Below are 22898 nucleotides of genomic sequence, written 5' to 3'. Positions count from 1 at the left end.
GTGGCCCCTATCCGCATCGCGGTGGTCGGCCTGGGCAAGATCGCCCGCGACCAGCACCTCCCCGCGATCGCGAACGACGATGACTTCCATCTTGCGGCAGTGGTCGATCCCGCGGTGTCGGGCGTTGAAGGCGTTCCTTGCTTCGACAGCCTCGATGCGTTGTTCCAGGGTGACGTCGCCGTGGATGCGGTCGTCCTCTGCACGCCGCCGCAGGTTCGCTATACGCTGGCCAGGAAGGCCCTGAAGAACAACGTCCATGTCTTCCTCGAGAAGCCGCCGGGCGCGACATTGACCGAAGTCGCGGCACTCTCACAGCGAGCGGATGCTGGCGGCCTGACCTTGTTCGCGGGCTGGCATTCCCGATATGCCGCCGGCGTGGAACCTGCGCGCGCCTGGCTCGCCGAGCGGCGGATAGAGAGCGTTTCCATCCGTTGGCGGGAAGATGTTCGCGTTTGGCACCCGGGGCAAGAGTGGATATGGGAAGCCGGCGGGCTGGGCGTCTTCGATCCGGGGATCAACGCATTGTCGATCGCCACGTACATACTTCCCCGGGCGTTCATCCTTCGATCCGCGACCTTGTCGATTCCCGCCAACCGCGCGGCGCCCATCGCGGCCGACCTGCGGTTCATCGACGGGGACGATGTCCCGATGTCGATGGATCTGGACTGGCGCCAGACCGGTCCGCAGAGTTGGGACATCGTGGTCGAGACCGATCAAGGTCGGTTGACGCTAGCTAAAGGTGGCGCCGTGCTCAGCCTGCCTGGACAGGAGGTGCGCGGGGAAGACCGGGAATATGCGGGGATGTATTCGCGTTTCGCCTCGCTGATCCGTTCGCGCAGTTCCGATGTGGATACGACGCCGCTGCGACTGGTGGCCGATGCGTTCTTGCTGGGTCGTCGTGAGACTACCGAGGCGTTTCATTGGGACAGATGAGACCGTAGCCGCGCCCGTTAGGACACATGGAATGGGTGCTGTCAGGGACGAGTGGCCCTCGATGCAATCAGAGTTCCATGCGTAAACTGTCGAAGGCATCCCTTAAGAACTTGGCCACCGGCTTTCGTTGGCCAGTCTGGTCTCTCCATGCTTGAAGCGCCAATCTCATCGCCCCGACGGAGACCATGGCGACCATTCGAAGCGAGGTGCGGCGCTCGGGTTGCCGCCACACCTCGCACAACGTCTCGAAGAGCGCTTGCTCCTGTTCCGCATAATGCGTCTGCTTGCGGGCACGCAGCGCTTCGCTTGACCGCATGAGGTTGTCGACGGCGATCATTTGTTCGGTCGTATAGCCCTCGATATGCTTCACCATCACATCGCGAACCGCATCGAGCGGCGATACGTCGGGTGACGTCTTGAGCAACTCGGCATACAGACTCGAGGCTCCTGCCTGTTGCCAGAACAGGATGACGTCGTCCTTGGATTTGAAATACGAGAAAAAGGTGCGGCGCGAGATGCCCGCTTCCGCGGCGATGGCGTCCAGCGTCGTATTTTCGTAGCCATTGGCAAGGAACAAGCGCTGTCCGACCTCGGCGATACGCTGACGAGTTTCGCGGCGCTTGCGCTCCCGCAAACCTTCTGTGGCCGCTGCGCCCACGGGGGACGAATTTCCTGACATCCGGATGGCCTATTGCAAAGCTGCATCAAGTGCAGTAAAAATTGCACTCAGTGCTAAATTAGTTGCACTCATCTTACGTTCTCATCCCTGACCAAGGCAAGGTTGATGGCCACTTGGACCGTTTCCGACATCCCATCCCAACGCGGCCGTACAGCGGTAGTCACCGGTACTGGCGGTCTTGGATTCCAGGACGCATTGGCATTGGCCCGGGCAGGGGCCGACGTCATCATCGCGGGTCGAAATCCGTTGAAGGGCAGCGCGGCAGTCGATCGGATTCGCCAAAGCGTGCCGGGTGCGAATGTAGCTTTCGAGTTGCTGGATCTCGCCAGCCTCGACTCCATCAAGTCATTCGCGGGGAACCTGCGACGCTCGCGCGACAGACTGGATCTGCTCATCAACAACGCGGCGGTGATGACGCCACCGAAGCGCCTGGCCACTACCGACGGGTTCGAGTTGCAGTTCGGCACCAACTACCTTGGCCACTTCGCCTTGACCGGCCAGCTTCTGCCGCTGCTGCGAAAGGGCGACAAGCCGCGCGTGGTCACTCTTTCTAGCGTTGCAGCCCGAAGCGCCGCGATCGACTTCGATGATCTGCAAGCTCGGCGCAGCTACAAGCCGATGCCAGCTTATGGTCAATCGAAGCTCGCCTGCCTGATGTTCGCCCTTGAACTACAGCGCCGCAGCGATACCGCAGGCTGGGGTATCCAGAGTGTCGCCGCGCATCCCGGTATTTCGCGCACCGATCTCTTGCCCAACGGCGCCGGAACCTGGAGCGCGCCGGGTATCGTCCGCCGTTACCTGTGGTTTTTGTTCCAACCCGCGGCTCAGGGGGCATTGCCGACACTCTTCGCCGCGACTTCGCCGGAAGCGCAAGCGGGTGCGTACTACGGTCCGAACAAGCTGAGCGAGACGCGTGGCTATCCGGTCCCGGCCATGATCCCTCCGCAGGCCCTCGATACGACCAGCGCTGCCAGGCTCTGGGATGAATCGGAGCGGCTGACCGGCATGGTCTATCCCGCCGGCGAAGGGCGGAAGTTTCCAGAAGCGGACGGGGAGGGAGTGAACCCATGACGGTTCTTGTGACAGGTGGGACCGGGCTCGTTGGCTCGCGTCTGCTAGGGCGTCTGGTGGATTCGGGGGTGCGATGCCGGGCGCTGGTGCGCCACGGCAGGACGCTCCCAGCCGGAGTAACCGCCATCGAGGGCGATATCCTGGACCTGGCGTCCCTTGCGGCTGCGCTGGAAGGTATATCGGCTGTCGTGCACTTGGCGGCGGTGTTCCGAACGTCCGACGAAGACCTGATCTGGAAGGTCAACCTGGAAGGCACGCGTAACCTGATCGCGGCAACGAAGGCACATGCAAAGGGCGCGCGCTTCATCATGGCGAGTACCTGCCACGTCTACGATGCGAACAGCCCTCGTCCAGGCCGCGAAGACGATGTCGTCGAGCCACGGCATGCGTATCCTGCCAGCAAGGTGGCGGCGGAGAACGAACTGCGCAGCAGCGGCATCAACTGGTCGATCCTGCGATTCCCGTTCGTCTACGGTGATCGTGACGGGCATCTCGAAGACCTTCCCAAACATGTCGTCGGCACATGGCATCCTGCCCAGAGACTGAGCACCGTCCATCATCGAGACGTCGCATTGGTCGTGAAGATGGCTTTGGCCGGCGTGATGGACGGCCATATCGTGAACATCACAGACGAAGCCCCGGCGTCGGTCTATGAATTGGTCACGCTCGCCGGCGCATCCATGGCGCCATCTTCCGAGCCGCTCATGAATCCCTGGCACTTGCATGTGGACGGGAGCTTCGCCCGTAGCCTGGGATTCCAGCCTTCCGTCAGAACGATCTATCAGGCTGTCCAGGAGGGGCTGCTCTGACCGGCATATGAAGGCCTGCCGAGAAGCCGCATGTTATCGGTCGTCCGCCACTGGCGATTCCGGGATACAGCCTCAAGACAAGGCTGTCGAACTGCGGGATACTGTGGGGCCCGGTTTCCTGTGCAAAATCAAAGGAAGACTGCTACTTCCTAATGCGCGTTAGACAGCACACATGAAGATTCGAAAAGCACAGCCAGAAGATCATGAAGCTCTCCTTGGCATCTGGGAGCAATCGGTTCGCGCGTCACATGACTTTCTATCGGAACAAGATATCCAGACGCTTCTACCCATAGTTCGCGATCAAGCCCTGCCGGGCCTTGAAGTGTGGGTATTGTGCGATGAGGCATCAGCGCCTATGGGTTTTATGGGGCTGGACGACAACAAGCTTGAGGCGTTGTTTATTTCTCCGACCAGCTTTCGGCGAGGAGGAGGAAAGATCATGCTTGAGCATGCGAGAACACTGAAAGGCGAACTGCAAGTGGATGTAAATGAGCAAAATCCGCGCGCAGTGGCTTTTTATCTATCCAATGGCTTCGTAGTCACTGGGCGCTCGTCAACGGATTCCCTGGGGTTGCCATTTCCGTTGCTGCATTTGAGCGAGGCCGGTCGGAGTGTTGCCTGACATCTCTTCGTGGCGTTGCGCGGCAGTGTCGCGATGGCGTCCAAAAAACAGATCCATGTCCTGCGCGTCGACCTCGGTCAGCGGGCTTATCGGGTTTGCAGGAATGCTTTGGGCATACCAGTACCTCCAAGAGTACCTTTGAAAGGACTGATCGGAGATCTCCGTCACCCGCAAAGCAAAACGGATCAGCAAGTTACTGCTGATCCGCTGCCGAAGTGGTGGAGGTGGCGGGAGTCGAACCCGCGTCCGAAGGCGTTTAATCTCCAGATCTACATGCTTAGCTCACCGTTAAGTCTCGTCCGCCGACAGCACGGCGTGCTAAGCGCACCGGCGGACATATCTGATTGATCTAGCGTCAGACCCACAGACGGAGGGTCTTTCGGCGGTCTCATGATAGTGACCCTACACCGACGAGCATGAGCACAAGATCGGTTCGGGGGTTTGGCCTTTTTTAGGGGCCGGACAGCTTAGGCGGCGAGAGCCACCGAGTTGTCACCGTAGTAGTTGTCATTGGCAACTATATGTTTTGCGGCTGGTTTAACGAGGAAAGCTGCCCCCTCGGCATGCACCAGTAGATCGCACTACCCCCGTCGAAACCAGTACACCCCCGGGGAAAACGTAATGTGACTACATCCAGCAGTATATGGGCGGGGAGGGGCACCCACAATGGGCGCCGCCCGGCTGTTCAGGTCAGCCCATCTTGTTGTGCGAGCGCATCACGCGCTGCTTGTCGATCGCCCATTCGCGTTCCTTGTCGGTGTTGCGCTTGTCGTGCTCCTGCTTGCCCTTGGCCAGGCCGATCTCGCACTTCACCTTGTTGTTCTTCCAGTACATCGCGGTGGGGACCAGGGTGTAGCCCTTGCGCTCGACGGCGCCGATCAGGCGGTCGATCTCCTCGCGGTGGAGCAGCAGCTTGCGCGTGCGCCGATCGTTCGCCACCACGTGGGTGGAGGCACTGATCAGCGGCGGAATCTGGGCGCCGACGAGGAAGACCTCGCCGTGCTGGATGATCGCGTAGCAGCCTTCGCCGAAGTTGATCCGGCCGGCACGCAGGGACTTCAGTTCCCAGCCCTGCAGTTCCATCCCGGCTTCGAAGCGCTGGTCGATGTGGTATTCGTGGCGCGCGCGCTTGTTCAGCGCGATCGTGCCGCGGCCTTCCTTTTCCGTGTCCTTCGGTTTCGCTTTTGCCATGTCCGCTAAAATCGGTCTATCGGATCCCTGATACAAGTCCGGCGGGTCCATGAGCCGGTGAATAAGACGAGGTCTTCACGTGATTGAAATCCGCCGCAGTGCGATCGTGCCGTTCACGCCCGCGCAGATGTTCGACCTGGTCAACGATGTGGAAGCATACCCAAAGCGCTTCGGCTGGTGTGACGCCGCCACGGTGGTGGAGCGGGACGACAATGTGCTGGTGGCCCGACTGGATCTCAAGTTCGCCGGCATGAAGCAGCATTTCACCACCCGGAACACCATGGAACGGCCGGAACGCCTGTCCATGAAATTCGTGGAGGGGCCGTTCCGCTCGCTCGATGGCGTCTTTACCTTCCAGGCCCTGGGCGATGCCGGCTGCAAGATCGCGCTCGCCCTGGATTTCGACTACGCGGGCCTGGGCGGTGGGGTACTGAAGATGGGCTTCCAGCAACTGGCCAACCGGATGGTCGACGACTTCTGCGACGAGGCGCGCCGGCAGTATGGCTGAGATCGCCATCGAGGTCGCCTACGCCGGGCCCGAGGGGCAGGTGGTGATCGCCCTGCGCGTGCCGTCGGGGACGACCGCCTGGGAGGCCGTCGAAGCGGCGAAAACGTCTCTGCCCTTGGGGGTGCTGCCGGACCCTTCCAGGCTAGGCATCTACGCGAAGAAGGTGCCTGCCGGGCAGGTCCTGGAGGAGGGCGACCGCGTGGAACTCTACCGGCCGCTGACCCTCGACCCCATGGAAGCCAGGAGGCGCCGCGCGATGCGCGGCACCTGACCCGGAACTTTACTGGCGCTTGCTGGCCGGGCTGTCGTCGGACGAGCCGTTGACGCCGACACCGAAGCCGCCGTCGCTGGATTCCTTCTTGCCATCGGTGTTCTTGTCGCCGTCGGCGCCGCCGGTCGGGTTCGCCTTGTACTTCTCCGAGTCCTTCAGCAGCTGCTGGGCATCCTGGGAGAAGAAGTCACCCTCGGTCCGCACGAGCGTGTCGTTGTTGAAGGACAGGGTCAGCGTGCGGGTCGTCATCGGACGGCCGCGGTGCGAGAAGGTCGAGACGTAGTCCCAGCGGTCCTGGTCGAACGGCGAGATGACCGAGGGGGTGCCCAGGAGGACGAGGACCTGGCGCTTGGTCATGCCGGGCTGCAGCTGGTCGACGTTCTTCTTGTCGAGCAGGTTGCCCTGCTGCACGTCGGGGGTATAGAGCAGGCCACAGCCCGCGATGGCGGTCGCCATCATGGCCAAACCCAGCGTGCGGATGAGCTTATGCATGCGTAGTAACGTCCGGATCGTGAAGCCTGTGATGATACACTAAGCGCCTTACGGCACCGCGAGGGGTCTGACATGGACCAGGAAACCAAAGAGCTCCGCAAGGCGGGCCTCAAAGTCACGCATCCGCGCATGCGGATCCTGCAGATCTTCGAAGAGGCGGAGGAACGCCACCTCACCGCCGAAGATATCTACAAGCGCCTGCTTGCGCACCAGGAGGACATCGGGCTTGCCACGGTGTACCGCGTCCTGACCCAGTTCGAAGCTGCCGGCATCGTCATGAAGCACAACTTCGAGGGCGGGCAGGCGGTGTACGAACTGGACCGCGGCAAGCATCACGACCACATGATCGACGTGGACAGCGGAAAAGTGATCGAGTTCATCAGCGAGGAGATCGAGCGCCTCCAGCACGAGATCGCCGAGCGCCACGGTTACGTCATCGAAGACCATAGCCTGGTGCTCTACGTCCGGCCCAAGAAGAAGCGCTGATCCCGGCTGCCGGAACGGAAAAAAGGCCCTGCGGGGCCTTTTTTTTGGGTTCTACACGGAAGTCCCGGAAGCGCGGCAGGCGAGCCGTCGGCCGCCACCCTCGTCGCTCCGGTTGCACCGTCGCTCGGGAAGGGATGCCTGTGGGAGCCGACCCTGTCGGCGATGGGTGCTTGCCAAACCTGGCCCGCTGCCGCGGGATAGCCGACAAGGTCGGCTCCCACACGGGGTTTCCGTGTGAAACACCATCACCCGGGAAGGGCCAAAAAAACGCCGCCGGTGGACTCCTGTCCACCGACGGCTTGATCCGGCGTCTTCAAGGTTCGTGGATCGCGAGTTGCTCGCTGGATCCCGATCTCCATGTCGCACCGGCGAGGCCGACATCCTGTCGCCTCATCAGGTCGATCGTCCCCACGACCGACCTGGGCTCACCGTCTCTCGACGGCGGCTCCCCCACATCGATAATGGGATCGTAACGAAGCGTTCATCCACCCGGTATCGGAAAATTTCCTATGTTGCTTCCGATACTTGTGCTGCGAAGCAGCACGCGAAGGTGAAGTCCTACCGGCTCCGGACGGATGCGGAAGAGGCCGCCGAGGGCCGTGATCCGGTCGCTCATTCCCTGCAATCCACGGCCGCCGCCATCGGTGCGGACGGGCCGCGGCGTGGAGGGCAGGCCGGCCCCGTCGTCGCGGATGTCGAGGATCGCCACCGGCCCGCTGTCGCGCAGGCCGATACGCAGGCGCAGCTTCATCTGACGGGCGCCGGAGTGCCGCACCACGTTGGTCGCGCTCTCCTGGACGACACGGTAGATGGCCGTCAGGGTGTCGTCGTCGAGCAGGCGGGGATCGCCCCTCAGGTCGGTCACGTAGTGGATGCCCGCGGCGGTGAGCATGTCGCGCACCGGGCCTTCGTCGAGGGCGCGCAACAGGCCGAATTCGTCCAGGACCGAGGGGCGCAGGCTATCGAGCATCTTGTGCAGGGCACGGCGCATATGGCCGAGGATGCCGTTGATCGAGGTGCCGATGTCTTCCAGGCCGGCGCTGCCGAGCCTGGCCTGGGCCAGTTTCAGGTGGGTCTGGATCGCGGTGAGGTTCTGGCCGAGTTCGTCGTGCAGTTCCGCGGCCATGTGACGGCGCAGGTTTTCCTCCGCCTGAAGGTTGCCGCGCGCGGCGTCGCGCAGTTGCCGCGCGAGCTGGTCCAGTCGCTGGTTGGCGGCGGCCAGGTGGGTGTTCTGCTGGGCCACGCGCTCGCTGCTGCGGCGCAGCGCATCGGTCGCCGCACCGAGCATCAACGTGCCCGTGCCCGCCACGGCCAGGAACAGGTGGGCGGCCGCCGTGGGCGCCCCGCGGCCGATCATGTCCTCGGTGACGTTCAGTCCCACGCTGGTGATCAGCATGGCCAGGCCGGCGCCGCGCCAGCCGTGGCGGAACGCGAAGAACAACACCGGCGCCAGGGAGAGGACCCGGGCGAACTGCGGTTGCGGCGAGTATTCGGCGAGCGTGATCAGGATGGCGAGCGAGGGCAGCATCACCAGCAGGCCGTCGAGCAGCAGCTCGCCCATCGCCGCTTGGGTGGGCCGCTCGCGGAACGCCAGGATCATGACCGGCACCACCAGCAGCACGCCCAGGTAGTTGCCGAGCAGGTCGCTGCCGAAGGTGGTACCCAGCATCTCCACCGGGGCGGCGGGATGCATGGAGGCCATCATCGCGGCGTTGCCGGCGGTGGCCACCGTGGCCGTGACCATGGCCGAGAGCAGCAGGCGGGCGACGTCCTCGGGCGTATTGAGGCTGGCGTGCAGGTGCGCGCGTCGCAGCAGCCACAGGCAGGCGGCCACCATCAGCGGCTCGGGAGCGTCGCCCAGGACGAAGCCCGCGCCCCCGATCGGCAGGCCACTGCGCCATTCGCAAAAGGCGCTGGCGGCGATCTCGGCGCCGAGGATCCAGAACCAGTGGCGCGTGCGCATCAACAGCAGCGCGCCAAAGCGCAGGCCGAAGGGCAGCACCCAATAGGGCTGCTCGGTCGGCCACAGCATCACCCACGCCGCGGCGTACGCGAGCGCGAACAAGGGGCCGGCGAAGCGTGAAAGACCGTGTAGTCGCATTGGCGGCAATGTTACACGGCGGATGCGCGGAGCCGACGGCGGCGATCGGGCCGTACGCACGCGTCGGGAGAGCCTGCTACATTCTGCCCATGCCAAGAATCGTCCTTGTAGATGACCATGCCATCGTCCGTGAGGGTTTCAAGCGCCTCATCGAGCTGGAACCCGACCTCGACGTCGTCGCCGAAGCCCGCAACGCCGACGAGGCGGTGGACGCTGTCACCCAGCATCGGCCGGACCTGGTGGCCGTGGACCTGTCCCTGCCGGATGGCAGCGGGCTGCCGCTGATCGAGCACCTGGGCAGCATCGCCCCGGGCATGAAGATCGTGGTGCTGAGCATGCACGACGGCGAGCCCTACGTATCCGAGGCGCTGCGCCGTGGTGCCCGCGGCTACGTGACCAAGGGCGTGGCGCCCGAGGAACTGGTGGCGGCGGTGCGTTCGGTGCTCGGCGGCGACCAGTACCTGAGTTCCGACCTGCGCGAGCGTCGCTCGGGCCGGCCCACGACCGACCTGGACCCGTTCAATCGCCTGACGGCCCGCGAGCGGGAGGTCTTCCTGTTGCTGGCCGCCGGACGCGCACCGAAGCAGGTGGCCGCGGAACTCGGGATCGGGCAGAAGACGATCTACATCCATCGCGCGGCGGTGATGAACAAGCTCAACGCCGGCTCGGAACTGGACCTCTACCGCATGGCGCAAGAGCGCGGCCTGATCCGCACCTGATCACCCCTGGGCGCGATCCAGCATCTTCTTCGCATGCGCCCGGGTCTCCTTGGTGATCTCCACCCCCCCGAGCATGCGGCTGAGCTCGTCACGCCGTCCGGCGGCATCGAGCGAGTGGATGCGTGTACGCGTGGCCTCGCCATCGCTCTCCTTCGCCACCTGCAAATGCGAGTGGCCCTGGGCGGCCACCTGCGGCAGGTGCGTCACGCAGAGCACCTGCACGCGTTCGCCGAGGGCGCGCAGCTTCTGGCCGACCACTTCGGCGACCGCGCCGCCGATGCCGGTGTCCACTTCGTCGAAGATCATGCAGCCGATGTTGTCGTTGCCCAGCGTGGCAACCTCGATGGCGAGGCTGATGCGGGCGAGTTCGCCACCGGAGGCGACCTTGCGCAGCGGACGCGGCGGCTGCCCCGGGTTGGCACTGACCAGCAGTTCGCAGCGCTCCCGTCCCTGCGGATCGGGCTCGTCGCCCTCGGCGCGTTCCAGCGAGACTTCCAGCCGTCCACCAGCCATGCCCAGTTCGCCCATCAAGCCGGCGACCGTGGCGCCAAGGCGTGCCGCGGCCTCGGCGCGTGCCTTTGACAGGGCGGCGGCGGCGGTGTCGTAGGCCTGGCGCAGGCGGTCGCGCTCGCGACCGAGGCGGTCGAGCGCGTCGCCGGCGCCTTCGAGTTCGGCCAGGCGTTCGCGGACCTCGTCGGCCTTGGCCGTGAGTTCGGCGATGGGCAGGCGGTAGCGGCGTGAGAGATCGTGCAGATGGGTGAGGTGGGTATCCACCTCGGCCAGCCGCTCGGGATCGAGTTCGACATCCTGTGCGTAGCGGCTGAGGCCGTCCACGGCTTCGCCCACCTGAATCTGCGCGCTGTCCAGGAGTTCCAGCGTCGGCGCGAGCGTGGCGTCGAGTTCGGCCAGTCGCGACAGTTCCGCGTGCGCGCGGAGCAGGGCGCGGCCGATCGCGAACTCGCTTTCACCATCCAGCATCTCGACGACGCCGTTGGCGCCCTCGGCGAGGCGGCCGGCGTTGGCGAGACGGCGGTGCTGTGCTTCGAGGTCTTCCAGCGCGGCCGGGGCCAGCGCCCAGCGGTCGAGTTCCTCCAGTTCGTGGCTCAGCAGCTCGATCTGGTGTTCGCGGTCGTCGCCACCGGAGAGCGTGCGGATACGCGCCACGGCGTCGCGCCACGCCTTGGCCGTTTCGCGTACCTGGGCCAGCAGCGCTTCGTTGCCGGCATACGCGTCGAGCAGGGCCATCTGGTGCTGGCGCGAGAGCAGGGCCTGGTGCTCGTGCTGGCCATGGATCTCGACGATCAGCGCGGCCAGCGCCGACATCTGGGCGAGGCTGGCCGGACGGCCGTTGATCCAGCCACGCGAGCTGCCTTCGGTGCGGATCACACGGCGGAGCTGGCAGGTCTGCCCGTCGTCCAGTTCTTCCTGGCGCAACCAGTCCAGGGCCTCGGGCAGGCCGGCCAGATCGAATTCCGCGGCCAGTTCGGCGCGGTCGCTGCCGGCACGGACCATGCCGCTGTCCGCGCGGGCGCCCGCCAGGAGCATCAGCGCATCCACCAGCAGGGACTTGCCGGCACCGGTCTCGCCGCTGACCACGGTGAGGCCCGGCCCGAAGGCGACCTCGGCTTCTTCGACGACGGCGAACTGGCGGACGTAGAGCGAGGTGAGCATGGGCACGGGAGTGGCGAATGGAATCGCGCCGATTGTAGCGGCAGCGGCGTCGCAGAAGCCGAGACTTGCAAGCGGAGCGGCTAGACCTTATTGATAGCCCGAGGATCCGACCCCCTTCCCATCCAGTCAGGCGCATGAATCCGTTTTCCGGTCACGACATCGATGCTCGCGCGCGCCGGCTGCTGCGGACCCTGATTTCCCAATACCTGTCCGATGGCGAGCCGGTCGGCTCACGCACGCTGGCGCGGTCCTCCGGCCTGGAAGTCAGCCCGGCGACGATCCGCAACATCATGGCCGACCTCGAGGATGCCGGCCTGGTGGCCTCGCCGCACACCTCGGCCGGGCGTATTCCCACGCCGCGCGGGCTGCGCCTGTTCGTCGACAGCCTGCTCGAACTCAAGCCGCTGCCGCGCGACGAGATGGCCCGCTTGCAAGGCGGCCTGCCGCCACACCAGACGACCACCCGCGACCTGCTCGGCAATGTCTCGAACCTGCTCTCGGCGATGACCCATTTCGCCGGGGTGGTCACCGTGCCCCGCCAGGGCGATTTCCCCCTGCGTCACATCGACTTCGTCAACCTGCCGGACGCCCGCGTGCTGGTGATCCTGGTGTTCTCGGACAACCAGGTGCAGAACCGTGTCGTCCAGCTGGCCCGTCCGCTGGAAGGCTCCGACCTGGAGCAGGCGGCGAACTACCTGAACGCCCAGTTCGCCGGGTTCCGCCTGGCCGATATCCGTGCGCACCTGGCCGCGGAACTGCGCGAGGCGGGCGGCGAGATCAACCGCCTGCTGTCCAGCGTGGTGGAACTGGCCACCGCCTCGTTCTCCGCCGACGAGGACGCGGACGATGTCCTCGTCAGCGGCCAGACCAACCTGATGGGTTATTCGGAACTGGCCGACATCGACCGGCTCCGCGATCTCTTCGACGCCTTCCAGCAGAAGCGCGACCTGCTCCAGCTCATGGAAATGTGCGTCAAGGCCCCTGGCGTGCGGCTGTTCATCGGCGAGGAGTCCGGATTCTCGGCCCTCGACGGCTGCAGCATCGTCACCGCCACCTATGGCACGAGTGGCCGCATGCTCGGCGCGATCGGAGTTATTGGACCGACGCGTATGGCATATGAGCGGGTGATCCCGGTGGTCCAGGCCACCGCCGGACTGCTCAGCGACGCCTTGAATCGCGCCGCGGCGACCTCATAAACCGCCACGGGAGGCGGGTTTACTATTTCCCGCGAATGTTCGGCCCCTCCATGGAGCGGGTCGGTAAGCTGACATTTGGAGTACGCATGCATAACAACGATCCCCACGTGCCGGATCCGGTACAGGACGGCGGCACGGCCGGCAACGAGAGTGTCAATGCCGACTTCGACGCGCTGACCGCGAAGCTGGCCTCGCTCGAAGCCGAGCTGGGCCAGGCGCGCGAGACGGTCCTGCGCGAGCGGGCGGAGATCGAGAACCAGCGCCGCCGTCTCCAGCGCGACCTGGACAACGCCCGCCGCTTCGCCAACGAGAAACTGCTGGGCGAGTTGCTCCCGGTGTACGACGGCATCGTGCTTGGCCTGGCCAACGAGTCGGCCGATGCGAAGGCCCTTCGCGAAGGCCTCGACCTGACGCTGAAGCAGTTGGAAAAGGTGATCCAGAGCAACGGGCTGAGCGTGATCGATCCGCTGCACAAGCCGTTCAATCCGGAACACCACCAGGCGATCAGTTCGGTCACCTCGAACGAACACGCACCGGGCACGGTGGTCGCGGTCGTGCAGAAGGGCTTCGTGCTCAACGATCGCCTGCTGCGCCCGGCGCTCGTCGCCGTCGTCGGCGATCACTGAATGAAAACCCCGTGTGGCGCGGTTTTCGCGCAGGCGGGGAGTCTCACCAGGCATTGAATCGATGGGGCCGGGCCCCATTTTCAAACACAGTCGCGGCCGCGGGGGCCGCTTAGCAATTCGGAGCAACTTCAATGGCCAAGATCATCGGCATCGACCTCGGTACGACCAACTCCTGCGTCGCAGTGATGGAGGGTTCGACCGCGCGTGTCATCGAGAACGCGGAGGGCGATCGCACCACGCCGTCCATCGTCGCTTTCACCAAGGACAGCGAGGTCCTGGTCGGTGCGCCGGCCAAGCGCCAGAGCGTCACCAATCCCAAGAACACCTTCTACGCGGTGAAGCGCCTCATCGGCCGCAAGTTCACCGACGCCGAGGTGCAGAAGGACATCAAGATCGTGCCGTACAGTATCGTCGCGCACGATAACGGCGATGCCTGGGTGCAGACCGCCGACGGCAAGAAGATGGCGCCGCAGGAGATCTCCTCGAAGGTGCTGATGAAGATGAAGAAGACCGCCGAGGACTTCCTGGGCGAGTCGGTCACCGAAGCGGTCATCACCGTGCCGGCGTACTTCAACGACAGCCAGCGCCAGGCCACGAAGGATGCCGGCAAGATCGCCGGCCTCGACGTCAAGCGCATCATCAACGAGCCGACCGCGGCCGCCCTGGCCTATGGCCTCGACAAGACCGACGCGCGTGACCGCAAGATCGCCGTGTACGACCTCGGCGGCGGCACGTTCGACGTGTCGATCATCGAGATCGCCAACGTCGACGGCGAGAAGCAGTTCGAAGTGCTCGCGACCAACGGCAACACCTTCCTGGGTGGCGAGGACTTCGACAACCGCGTCATCGATTACCTCGTCGAAGAGTTCAAGAAGGAGCAGGGCATCGACCTGCGCCAGGACCAGCTCGCGCTGCAGCGCCTGAAGGACGCCGCCGAGCGCGCGAAGATCGAGCTTTCCTCGGCCCACCAGACCGACGTCAACCTGCCGTATGTCACCGCCGACGCCTCGGGCCCGAAGCACCTCAACATCAAGCTGACCCGCGCCAAGCTGGAGTCGCTGGTGGAAGACCTGGTCAAGGGCACGATCGATCCCTGCCGCACCGCGCTCAACGACGCCGGCCTGCGCGTGTCAGACATCCACGAGGTGATCCTCGTCGGTGGCCAGACCCGCATGCCGAAGGTGCAGGAAGCGGTGAAGGACTTCTTCGGCAAGGAGCCGCGCAAGGACGTCAACCCGGATGAAGCCGTGGCCGTGGGTGCCGCGATCCAGGGCGGCGTGCTGGGTGGTTCGGTGAAGGACGTGCTCCTGCTCGACGTCACCCCGCTGTCGCTCGGCATCGAGACGATGGGTGGCGTGATGACCAAGCTCATCGAGAAGAACACCACGGTGCCGACCAAGGCCTCGCAGGTCTTCTCCACCGCCGACGACAACCAGACGGCCGTTACCGTGCACGTCCTCCAGGGCGAGCGCGAGCGCGCCAACGCGAACAAGTCGCTGGGCAAGTTCGACCTGCAGGGCATCCGCCCGGCGCCGCGCGGCACGCCGCAGATCGAGGTCACCTTCGACATCGACGCCAACGGCATCCTTCACGTGTCGGCGAAGGACAAGGACACCGGCAAGGAACAGAAGATCGAGATCAAGGCCGGTTCGGGCCTCTCGGAGGAAGAGATCCAGCGCATGGTCGCCGACGCGGAAGCCAACCGCGAGGAAGACAAGAAGTTCCACGAACTGGTGCAGGTGCGCAACAGGGCCGACCAGCTCGTGCACGCCACGCGCAGCCAGCTGAAGGAACACGGCGGCAAGATTCCGGCCGAGCAGCTCGCCGGTATCGACAACGCGGTGTCCGAGCTGGAGAAGCTCAAGGACAGCGACGACAAGACCGCGATCGAGGCGAAGATCGCCAACCTCGAACAGGTGGCGCAGGCGCTCGCGGCGGCGGCGCAGTCGGGCGGCGCGCAGGACACCGCGCAGCAGTCCGCGCCGGGCGGCGGTTCGGCTCAGCCGGACGACGTGGTCGACGCCGAGTTCACCGAGGTCAAGGACGACAAGAAGTAAGTCGTCCTGCTAAAGCGATGCCATGCCGCGGCCAGAGCGTCCGCGGCATGGCAAGGGTCAACCGGATCGATCGCGCCGAAGGGTTTCCCGCCGGCGCGTTCGTTCGTCCAGGGAAAGCAAGCGTGCAATGAGCAGCAAGCGCGACTACTACGAAATCCTCGGTGTGGAACGCACCGTGAGCGAGGGCGACCTCAAGAAGACCTTTCGTCGCGTCGCGATGAAGTATCACCCCGACCGCAATCCGGAACCGGAAGCGCTCGAGAAATTCAAGGAAGCCAAGGAAGCCTACGACGTACTCTCCGACGCGCAGAAGCGCGCGGCGTACGACCAGTACGGCCATGCCGCCTTCGAGGGCGGTGGCTTCGGTCGTGGCAACGGTGCCGGCTTCGGCGACGTGGGCGACATCTTCGGCGATATTTTCGGTGACATCTTCGGCGGTGGCGGCGGACGCCAGCGTACGCGCCGCGGTGCCGACCTGCGCTACATGATGGATCTCGATCTCGAGGAAGCCGTGTTCGGCGTCGAGAAGAAGATCGAGGTGCCCACCCAGGTCAATTGCCATCACTGCAACGGCACGGGCTCGGAGGACGGCAAGGTCTCCACCTGTTCCACCTGCGCAGGCCACGGCCGCGTGCGCATGCAGAACGGCATCTTCTCCATCCAGCAAGCCTGCCCGACCTGTCATGGCTCCGGCCAGAAGATCGACAAGCCCTGCAAGAAGTGCCACGGCGAGGGTCGTCTCGAGGAAGAGCGCACGTTGTCGGTGCGCATTCCGGCGGGCGTGGACAACGGCGATCGCATCCGCCTGACCGGGCAAGGTGAAGCCGGTCCCGCGGGTTCGCCGGCCGGCGACCTCTATGTGGAAGTGCGCGTGCGCGAGCACAAGATCTTCCACCGCGACGGTTCCGATCTCTACTGCGAAGTACCCATCCGCTTCGCGCAGGCCGCGCTCGGTACCGAGCTGGCCGTGCCGACGCTCGAGGGCGAGGTCCCGGTGAACGTGCCGCCCGAAACACAGACGGGCCAGCAATTCCGCCTGCGCGGACGCGGCGTCAAGTCGGTTCGCGGTGGCCGTACCGGCGATCTCATCTGCACCGTGGTGGTGGAGACACCGGTCCGCCTCACGAAGGAGCAGCGCGACCTGCTTACCCAGCTGGAAGCCACGTTCGTGGGCGAGGAAGCGGCGAAGCACACGCCGCGTTCGAACACCTTCATCGACGGCGTCAAGGACTTCTGGTCACGCGTCACGTCGTAACCGACGATGGCGGCAGGAGCGCAATGGCGTGCTCCTGCCGCTCGTGACCCGCCGGCTTACTCGGCCCGCACCCACTCCTGGCTGCGCCCGATCAGCGAGAAGCCCACGTATCCGTGGACGTCGAGGGTTTTTCCGCCGTTCTCCAGCTTGAGCGTGACCTTGTAGATCTTGCCCTTGGCCGGGTCGAGGATCTGGCCGCCGGACCACTCGTCGCCATCCTTCTTCAGGCCCCACATGATGGTCATGCCTTCGATGGGCTTGTTCTTGCGCTCGCCATCGCACTCGGTGCAGAGCGGATGCGGGCCGTGGTCGGACTTGAGCACCTGGATCACCTTGCCCTCTAGCAAGCCGCCGTTCTCGGTGATCTCGACGATGGATTTCACTTCCTTGGTCTTGTCGTCGATCGTCTTCCACTTGCCCACGGGCGAGTCGTTGGCGGCCAGGGCGGGGAGGGCGCTCGCGGCAAAGGCGAGGGCGACGGCGGTGCGGATCAGAGGCTTCATAGGCTCGGGGACTCCCCATACGGTCAGGTACGGCCGGAGCCTGACGACCGCCGCGACGCCCGTCAAGCTGCATCGCGCCAGACCGTGCCGGGGCCCACGCTGGCATAATGGCTGATCTTCGATTTTCCTCACGTGTCCCCATGACCCAGCCCAGCGAAACCCTCGTCCGCGGCATCCTCGACCGCGTTATCGATCCCCATTCCGGGCAGCCCCTGGGTGCGTCCCTGCGCGCTGTCGGCGTGGACGGAGACCGCGTATCTGTGGATATCCAACTGGGTTATCCGGCCACCGGGTACCTGGAGCAGGCGGCGCACGACGCCAGGGACGCCCTGCAGGCGGACCCGGCCATCGCCTCGGCAGCCGTGTCGGTCAGTTGGCGCGTGCACCCGCACAAGGTGCAGGGCCAACTGGCGCCGTTGCCGGGCGTGAAGAACATCATCGCCGTCGCCTCCGGCAAGGGCGGCGTGGGCAAGTCCACGGTGTCGGTGAACCTGGCCCTGGCCCTCGCGGCCGAAGGCGCCACGGTCGGCATCCTCGACGCCGATATCTACGGGCCGAGCCAGCCGCGCATGCTCGGCCTCAGTGGCAAGCCGTCGTCGCCCGATGGCAAGAGCATCGTGCCGATGCGCGCCCATGGCCTCCAGGCGATGTCGATCGGCGTGCTGATCGAGGAGGACACGCCGATGATCTGGCGTGGCCCGATGGTCACCCAGGCGCTCATGCAGCTCCTGACGGACACCCTCTGGGAAGAGCTCGACTACCTCATCATCGACCTGCCGCCGGGTACCGGCGACATCCAGCTCACGCTTTCGCAGAAGGTGCCGGTGTCCGGCGCGGTGATCGTCACCACGCCGCAGGACATCGCCCTGCTCGATGCACGCAAGGCGCTCGGCATGTTCCGCAAGGTGGAGGTGCCCGTCCTCGGCGTGGTGGAAAACATGGCCACCCATATCTGCTCGAACTGCGGGCACGAGGAACATATCTTCGGCCACGGCGGCGGCGCCCGCATGGCGCAGGAAGCCGGCATCGCCTACCTCGGCGACCTGCCGCTGGACATCCGTATCCGCCAGCAGGCGGACGACGGCAAGCCCACCGTGGTCGCCATTCCCGACTCCGACCTTGCCGCGCGCTATCGCGCCATCGCCCGCACCACCGCCGCCAGGCTGTCGCTGCAGGCGCGCAACAAGGCCATTTCGTTCCCGAAGATCGTCATCCAGAACACCTGACCGCCGACGCCCAAGTGGCGTGCACGGCAACGTTCCTATACCTTTCCGGCTCCAGCGAGGGAGACAGTAAGTGAGCATCAAGTCCGACAAGTGGATCCGCCGCATGGCCGAGCAGCACGGCATGATCGAGCCGTTCGCCCCTGGCCAGGTCAAGGAGCGCGACGGCCACCGGCTGGTGTCCTACGGCACGTCCAGCTACGGCTACGACGTGCGTTGCGCCGACGAGTTCAAGGTGTTCACCAACATCAACTCCACGATCGTCGATCCGAAGGCCTTCGACGAGCGCAGCTTCGTCGACGTCAAGTCCGACGTCTGCATCATTCCGCCCAATTCCTTCGCGCTGGCGCGCACGGTTGAGTATTTCCGCATCCCACGCCAGGTGCTCACGATCTGCCTCGGCAAGAGCACCTACGCGCGCTGCGGCATCATCGTGAACGTGACCCCGCTCGAACCCGAGTGGGAAGGCCACGTGACCCTGGAGTTCTCCAACACCACGCCGTTGCCCGCAAAAATCTACGCCAACGAGGGCGTGGCGCAGATGCTCTTCCTCGAGTCCGACGAGGAGTGCGAAGTGTCCTATGCCGACCGCGGCGGCAAGTACCAGGGCCAGCGCGGCGTCACCCTGCCGAGCACCTGAACGCGGCCTTCACGTCGCATCCGCGCGCGACATCGGCGCGCGGTAGACTCGCCCATTCCAAGCCATACCGATCCACGGAGACACCGCATGATCCGAGTTCCCACCCTGATGGCCCGCGCCGCCGCGGCGCTCCTCCTCGCCAGCATGCTGGTGCTGGCCGGCTGCCATCGTGGCGCCTCGAAGTCCGACCACGTCGCGACCGAGCAGGGCCAGTTCGACTACACCATCAAGGCGTACAAGAGCGGCCAGTTCATCGTCGATGGCGCGGTACTTTCCGCCGCCGACACCGGTAGTCATTTCGCCTACCTGAAGGACCAGGGCAAGCTGCCGAAGACGGTGCTCGTGCTGCCCAGCGACGATTCCAAGATCCGCGACAACCACCTCGGATTCCTCGCCCGCATGCAGCTGGATTACGGCTTCGCGGTGTACTACGACAAGAAGGGCGAACTGGTTCGCCTGAACGCCGTCGAGGAAAAGGCCCGCCAGCTGGAGGACACCCCGCACAAGGCCGCCTTGCCGGATCGCATGCAGGGTAAGGAAGCCTCCAGCGGCGCCTACGACCCGCAGACGCAGCAGTAAGCAGCCTCGCGTGGCCTCGAAAGGCCCCGTCACTCCCGCCTCGGCGGGTAGTGCCGGGGCCTTTCCGCTGTCTGTGTGACGGGCTACCGTTCCGCGGCCGTCTAGGAAAGACCCAGCCGCGCCCTGAGCGCTTCCACCCGCCGTGCCGCTTCGCCGTCGGCATAGGCCTCGGCCGCGCCGTGCCCCCAGACGGGCCCTGGCCATGCCGCGTCGCCTTCGACCCGGGCCACCACGTGCACGTGAAGCTGGCGGACGATGTTGCCCAGCGCGCCGATGTTGAGCTTGTCGCAGGGCGCCACCGCGCGCAGGGCATCGCCGGCGGCGTCCACTTCGCGCCACAACGCCGCGCGGTCGTCCGGCGGAAGGTCGGCCACCTCCACCATCGCGCTCCGGCGCGGCACCAGTACCAGCCAGGCGTAGCGGCTGTCGCGCATCAGTAGCAGCCTGCACAGGGGCAGGTCGCCGACGGGCAGGGCATCGCCGGCGAGGCGCGGGTCCAGTGCGAAATCCTGGCTCACTTGAGTTCGCGGGCGAAGAAGGCCAGGGTCCGCTCCCAGGCCAGCTTCGAACTCGGCTCGTCATAGCTGGCGCGGGCGTCGCAGTTGAAGCCGTGGTCGGCCGGATAGACCCAGGTATCCATTTCCGGTTTCAGTTCGCGGTGCTTTTCCACCATCTCCGGCGGGATCGAATGGTCGCGCTCGCCGAAGTGGAAGATCACGTTGGCCTTGGCCGGTTCGGACAGGAAGGGGACGTCCCTCGAACCGTAGTAGCTCGACGAGGGCAGGCCGAGGCGCAGGGCGGCCAGCAGGGCCACCGTGCCGCCCCAGCAGTAGCCGACCGTACCCACCTTCACCTTGTATTGGTCGGCGATGAGACGGGCGGCGATGGCGGTGTCCTGCATCGGCCGGAGCAGCCCCAGTTCGGCGACCAGCTTGCCGCCTTTCTGCATGCCCTCCTGGTCGTAGCCCAGTTCCACGCCTTTCTGCACGGGGTCGAACAAGGCGGGCGCGATGGCGACATAGCCCTCCGCCGCGAAGCGGTCGGCTACGCTGCGGATGTGCGCGTTCACGCCGAAAATCTCCTGGATCACCACGATGCCGCCCTTGGGCGTGCCCAAGGGTTCGGCAAGGTAGGCGTCCATGCTTTCGTGCGGGCGGGACGTGTCGAGGATCAGGGTGCGGCCCATGGGGCGGATCTCCATCGGTGTGGGATAGGGAACGCGAAGGTTAACCGGGAGCCCGTGTCTGTGGGAGCCGACCCTGTTGGCGATCCCGCGGCAGCGGGCCGGTTTCCTGCACGGCTCGGCTTCGCCCTCGCGTTGGGGGCGTGGGCAGAGCCGTCGGCCGCCACCCTCGTCGCTCCGGTTACACCGTCGCTCGGGAAGGGATGCCGCTGCGCGGCCATGTTTGATGGCTGGCGCCCCGTCGCGCCCGTCGCGCCGGGCGGGGTTTCCGACTCGCCTTCCATGGCTCGGCGGAAACGGCCGGCCATCCATGGCCGGCCCCCTGACGGGCCTTTTCGCCCGGCACTCCTCGGTTCCACAAGTCGCGACGAGGGTGGCGGCCGACGGCTCTTCCGGGCACGGAGGGGTCGTGTGGCCCAAGCAACGCCCGCGACCTGGGTAGATGTCGTTCCGTGTCAGCCCCCTCACCCGGGTCGGGTGGAAAGCGGGCTGGCCCGCGATCCGTCACCCTGGAGTGAGCAAACGAGGTCATGCACTGCAACTGAGCAAGCGGTGACAAGCTGACCCACGCCCTGAAAACTGGCTCATCGTAAAGTAGGGAATTTGACCGCCTGGGCTCCGTTGGGATAGAGCCTCGGTCGTGGGCGGTGGCGTAGCGCATCGGAATGCCAATCACGTCACGGAATGCGACTGCCGAAAAAGGGCCTTTCGCAAGGTTTCTTGTAGGCGAATGCCTACTCGACGCGTTAGGCCCCCATGCACGTCAGTCCATGGAGTGGAAGCGCTGAACGGACCGTCGTACGTTTTCGCGAATTCGCGTTTTCCTGCCGGCTTGGCGCAGTTATGGCCTGCAATTACGGTCTTCCTTGCAGGGGGATTTCAAGGAAGTGAATTCATGAAGAATCGTATTGCACTCGCAGCCGCCGTCGCGCTGGCGACGTCCGCCGTCAGCGTGCCGGCATTCGCTGGCTCTACCGCGCCAGTCACCGTTAGACCCGACCTCATGCCGGTATGCGATGGTGGCGATGGCAGTGGTGACCCGTGGGCGGACCTGCAAACTACCGGGACACCAAAATCATTGAATCTCACGGCGAGCGCCCGGCGAGGTCTGACTACACACGTCCCGACCGGTGCATCGGTGAGGGTCATTGGTGCGGACGAGAAGAGCGTGGACAACAACTTCGGCGACGTGATTGAAGCAAACTTTGCCGCTGCGTCCACTGAGCAACTGATCAGCCGATTGTCGGACAAAGAACTTGCGGCGATCGCGAAGCACTATCAGCGCACACGCGGCACGCACGACACGCCGCTGCTATCCACCTTCGCGAAGCGATTGAGCGACAAGGCTCTACTGCGCGTCGCCGGGGCATTCGACAAGGCGGCCGTGAGTGCGGCTGTCACAAAGTATTCGGGTAGTGCCGTGCGCGCATCCTTTGCCGTGCAGGTGTCCACAGTGCAGCCTGACTTGCTCCCAGGTGGCGGCGAGGAGGGTGGTGGCGGTGGTGGCTCGGCAGGTGGTGGGAGCACGGGCGGCGGCAGCGCGGCGGCCGCCCCGACCACGGACATGACGCTGGAGGAGATCTACCTTGATTTCCGCACCGCTCCTGTCGGCAGCCTGAGCCCCGCAAGTGCACTGTCCGAGACAACGCTTTTTGCCTCTCAACGCGTGCTGCCCGCCGCGGCGGCAGGCACCGCGATCGGAACGGGCATCAATTATCTGATCGAAAATTACGACCCGAGCCTGAGTGACGCGATCGGCGGCACGATCGCGGGTAGCATCGAGGCTGCCCAGGCGGCTATCACGGAAGTAGAGCGTGGCCATTACCAATCGGCCTACGACGCCTTGTTCGGGTATCCCGTCACCAATACAGGAGGTGCGACGGTGCAGTTCGATGCGGACTGGAACGTCGCGGAGCCGATGCAGGAGTACTATGACGCCGGTGGCGGTTGCGGTTGGTAACGGGAGAGATGCGATGAATACGGCTGGATCAACAAGAAGCGCCACTGCTCTGGCCGTCGTTTTCGCAGTGGGCGGTGTCGCCTACGCCTTGTGGCGACCGACGCCAGCCAATTTCCTAATCAT

Annotated in this window: 24 protein-coding genes and 1 other RNA gene; 16 read left to right on the top strand and 9 right to left on the bottom strand. The window is 65.1% G+C overall.

The features are described 5' to 3' along the window. Nucleotides 1-933, top strand: coding sequence for a Gfo/Idh/MocA family protein (locus ACR9Y6_RS07690; RefSeq protein ID WP_481280765.1), 933 nt, complete (start codon nucleotides 1-3; stop codon nucleotides 931-933). Between the two features lie 67 nt (nucleotides 934-1000). Here the strand turns inward: ACR9Y6_RS07690 and ACR9Y6_RS07685 are convergent, their stop codons facing one another. Then, a complete protein-coding gene (locus tag ACR9Y6_RS07685; RefSeq protein WP_481280764.1) occupies nucleotides 1001-1591 on the bottom strand; it encodes a TetR/AcrR family transcriptional regulator in 591 nt (196 codons plus the stop codon). A gap of 126 nt (nucleotides 1592-1717) precedes the next feature. Between ACR9Y6_RS07685 and ACR9Y6_RS07680 the strand changes: the two genes are divergently transcribed. From ACR9Y6_RS07680 to ACR9Y6_RS07670, 3 genes are all read left to right on the top strand, one after another. Next, a complete protein-coding gene (locus ACR9Y6_RS07680; RefSeq protein WP_481280763.1) occupies nucleotides 1718-2683 on the top strand; it encodes an SDR family oxidoreductase in 966 nt (321 codons plus the stop codon). Then, complete coding sequence (locus tag ACR9Y6_RS07675; RefSeq protein ID WP_481280762.1) at nucleotides 2680-3492, top strand: NAD-dependent epimerase/dehydratase family protein; 813 nt, start codon at nucleotides 2680-2682, stop codon at nucleotides 3490-3492. Before ACR9Y6_RS07680 ends, ACR9Y6_RS07675 begins: the two co-directional genes overlap by 4 nt. A gap of 172 nt (nucleotides 3493-3664) precedes the next feature. Beyond that, a complete protein-coding gene (locus ACR9Y6_RS07670) occupies nucleotides 3665-4114 on the top strand; it encodes an acetyltransferase (RefSeq protein ID WP_481280761.1) in 450 nt (149 codons plus the stop codon). Nucleotides 4115-4330: 216 nt separating this feature from the next. Here the strand turns inward: ACR9Y6_RS07670 and ssrA are convergent. Both ssrA and smpB read right to left on the bottom strand, forming a co-directional pair. Then, nucleotides 4331-4723, bottom strand: a transfer-messenger RNA (tmRNA) gene (ssrA, locus tag ACR9Y6_RS07665). Between the two features lie 81 nt (nucleotides 4724-4804). Continuing rightward, a complete protein-coding gene (gene smpB, locus ACR9Y6_RS07660; RefSeq protein WP_306847568.1) occupies nucleotides 4805-5305 on the bottom strand; it encodes an SsrA-binding protein SmpB in 501 nt (166 codons plus the stop codon). Between the two features lie 79 nt (nucleotides 5306-5384). Between smpB and ACR9Y6_RS07655 the strand changes: the two genes are divergently transcribed. Both ACR9Y6_RS07655 and ACR9Y6_RS07650 read left to right on the top strand, forming a co-directional pair. Beyond that, on the top strand, nucleotides 5385-5813 hold the full coding sequence (locus tag ACR9Y6_RS07655) for a type II toxin-antitoxin system RatA family toxin (protein ID WP_481280760.1): 429 nt from the start codon (nucleotides 5385-5387) through the stop codon (nucleotides 5811-5813). Then, on the top strand, nucleotides 5806-6084 hold the full coding sequence (locus ACR9Y6_RS07650; RefSeq protein ID WP_481280759.1) for an RnfH family protein: 279 nt from the start codon (nucleotides 5806-5808) through the stop codon (nucleotides 6082-6084). Before ACR9Y6_RS07655 ends, ACR9Y6_RS07650 begins: the two co-directional genes overlap by 8 nt. 9 nt (nucleotides 6085-6093) lie before the next feature. Here ACR9Y6_RS07650 and ACR9Y6_RS07645 read toward each other — a convergent pair whose 3' ends face one another. Further along, entirely contained in the window at nucleotides 6094-6576 is a 483-nt protein-coding gene (locus ACR9Y6_RS07645) for an outer membrane protein assembly factor BamE (RefSeq protein ID WP_306847563.1), read from the bottom strand. 72 nt (nucleotides 6577-6648) lie between these two features. Here ACR9Y6_RS07645 and fur point away from each other — a divergent pair, with 72 nt between their 5' ends. Then, nucleotides 6649-7062, top strand: a complete 414-nt coding sequence (gene fur / locus ACR9Y6_RS07640; protein WP_306847561.1) for a ferric iron uptake transcriptional regulator — start codon at nucleotides 6649-6651, stop codon at nucleotides 7060-7062. Nucleotides 7063-7543: 481 nt separating this feature from the next. Here fur and ACR9Y6_RS07635 read toward each other — a convergent pair whose 3' ends face one another. Further along, on the bottom strand, nucleotides 7544-9163 hold the full coding sequence (locus tag ACR9Y6_RS07635) for an MASE1 domain-containing sensor histidine kinase (protein ID WP_481280758.1): 1620 nt from the start codon (nucleotides 9161-9163) through the stop codon (nucleotides 7544-7546). A gap of 89 nt (nucleotides 9164-9252) precedes the next feature. On the opposite strand from ACR9Y6_RS07635, the gene ACR9Y6_RS07630 reads away from it, so the two are divergent. After that, on the top strand, nucleotides 9253-9882 hold the full coding sequence (locus tag ACR9Y6_RS07630; protein ID WP_371024859.1) for a response regulator: 630 nt from the start codon (nucleotides 9253-9255) through the stop codon (nucleotides 9880-9882). Here the strand turns inward: ACR9Y6_RS07630 and recN are convergent, their stop codons facing one another. Next, nucleotides 9883-11553, bottom strand: a complete 1671-nt coding sequence (gene recN / locus ACR9Y6_RS07625; protein WP_481280757.1) for a DNA repair protein RecN — start codon at nucleotides 11551-11553, stop codon at nucleotides 9883-9885. 134 nt (nucleotides 11554-11687) lie between these two features. Here recN and hrcA point away from each other — a divergent pair, with 134 nt between their 5' ends. The 4 genes from hrcA (at nucleotide 11688) to dnaJ (ending at nucleotide 16687) form a co-directional block, all read left to right on the top strand. Then, the gene (gene hrcA / locus ACR9Y6_RS07620) at nucleotides 11688-12749 is read left to right on the top strand and encodes a heat-inducible transcriptional repressor HrcA (protein WP_481280756.1); all 1062 of its coding nucleotides are present in this window, start codon (nucleotides 11688-11690) and stop codon (nucleotides 12747-12749) included. An 86-nt stretch (nucleotides 12750-12835) separates the two neighbouring features. Beyond that, nucleotides 12836-13375 (top strand): nucleotide exchange factor GrpE, encoded by a 540-nt coding sequence (gene grpE, locus ACR9Y6_RS07615; RefSeq protein ID WP_481280755.1) that lies wholly within the window; start codon nucleotides 12836-12838, stop codon nucleotides 13373-13375. A 131-nt stretch (nucleotides 13376-13506) separates the two neighbouring features. Next, nucleotides 13507-15432: a molecular chaperone DnaK gene (gene dnaK / locus ACR9Y6_RS07610; protein ID WP_481280754.1), complete on the top strand. Its 1926-nt coding sequence runs from the start codon at nucleotides 13507-13509 to the stop codon at nucleotides 15430-15432. A 127-nt stretch (nucleotides 15433-15559) separates the two neighbouring features. Continuing rightward, the gene (gene dnaJ / locus ACR9Y6_RS07605; RefSeq protein ID WP_481280753.1) at nucleotides 15560-16687 is read left to right on the top strand and encodes a molecular chaperone DnaJ; all 1128 of its coding nucleotides are present in this window, start codon (nucleotides 15560-15562) and stop codon (nucleotides 16685-16687) included. A gap of 56 nt (nucleotides 16688-16743) precedes the next feature. On the opposite strand, the gene ACR9Y6_RS07600 is transcribed toward dnaJ, so the two are convergent. Next, on the bottom strand, nucleotides 16744-17190 hold the full coding sequence (locus tag ACR9Y6_RS07600) for a DUF2147 domain-containing protein (RefSeq protein WP_481280752.1): 447 nt from the start codon (nucleotides 17188-17190) through the stop codon (nucleotides 16744-16746). Between the two features lie 140 nt (nucleotides 17191-17330). On the opposite strand from ACR9Y6_RS07600, the gene apbC reads away from it, so the two are divergent. The 3 genes from apbC (at nucleotide 17331) to ACR9Y6_RS07585 (ending at nucleotide 19632) form a co-directional block, all read left to right on the top strand. Next, complete coding sequence (gene apbC, locus ACR9Y6_RS07595; RefSeq protein ID WP_481280751.1) at nucleotides 17331-18416, top strand: iron-sulfur cluster carrier protein ApbC; 1086 nt, start codon at nucleotides 17331-17333, stop codon at nucleotides 18414-18416. A gap of 70 nt (nucleotides 18417-18486) precedes the next feature. Further along, a complete protein-coding gene (dcd, locus tag ACR9Y6_RS07590; RefSeq protein WP_036114141.1) occupies nucleotides 18487-19053 on the top strand; it encodes a dCTP deaminase in 567 nt (188 codons plus the stop codon). 87 nt (nucleotides 19054-19140) lie between these two features. After that, the gene (locus tag ACR9Y6_RS07585; protein ID WP_481280750.1) at nucleotides 19141-19632 is read left to right on the top strand and encodes a hypothetical protein; all 492 of its coding nucleotides are present in this window, start codon (nucleotides 19141-19143) and stop codon (nucleotides 19630-19632) included. A 101-nt stretch (nucleotides 19633-19733) separates the two neighbouring features. Here the strand turns inward: ACR9Y6_RS07585 and ACR9Y6_RS07580 are convergent, their stop codons facing one another. After that, the gene (locus ACR9Y6_RS07580; protein WP_481280749.1) at nucleotides 19734-20150 is read right to left on the bottom strand and encodes an HIT domain-containing protein; all 417 of its coding nucleotides are present in this window, start codon (nucleotides 20148-20150) and stop codon (nucleotides 19734-19736) included. Beyond that, nucleotides 20147-20818, bottom strand: coding sequence for a dienelactone hydrolase family protein (locus ACR9Y6_RS07575; RefSeq protein ID WP_481280748.1), 672 nt, complete (start codon nucleotides 20816-20818; stop codon nucleotides 20147-20149). Before ACR9Y6_RS07575 ends, ACR9Y6_RS07580 begins: the two co-directional genes overlap by 4 nt. An 892-nt stretch (nucleotides 20819-21710) precedes the next feature. On the opposite strand from ACR9Y6_RS07575, the gene ACR9Y6_RS07570 reads away from it, so the two are divergent. Then, nucleotides 21711-22775 carry a hypothetical protein gene (locus ACR9Y6_RS07570; RefSeq protein WP_481280747.1) on the top strand — a complete coding sequence of 355 codons (1065 nt, stop codon included), beginning with the start codon at nucleotides 21711-21713 and terminating at the stop codon, nucleotides 22773-22775. Nucleotides 22776-22898 lie beyond the last annotated feature (123 nt).

This window comes from Luteibacter sp. TLI7-4A, assembly GCF_056754745.1.
Note: the sequence above shows the minus strand (reverse complement) of the source record. Positions and strands in the feature narration are given on the sequence as shown.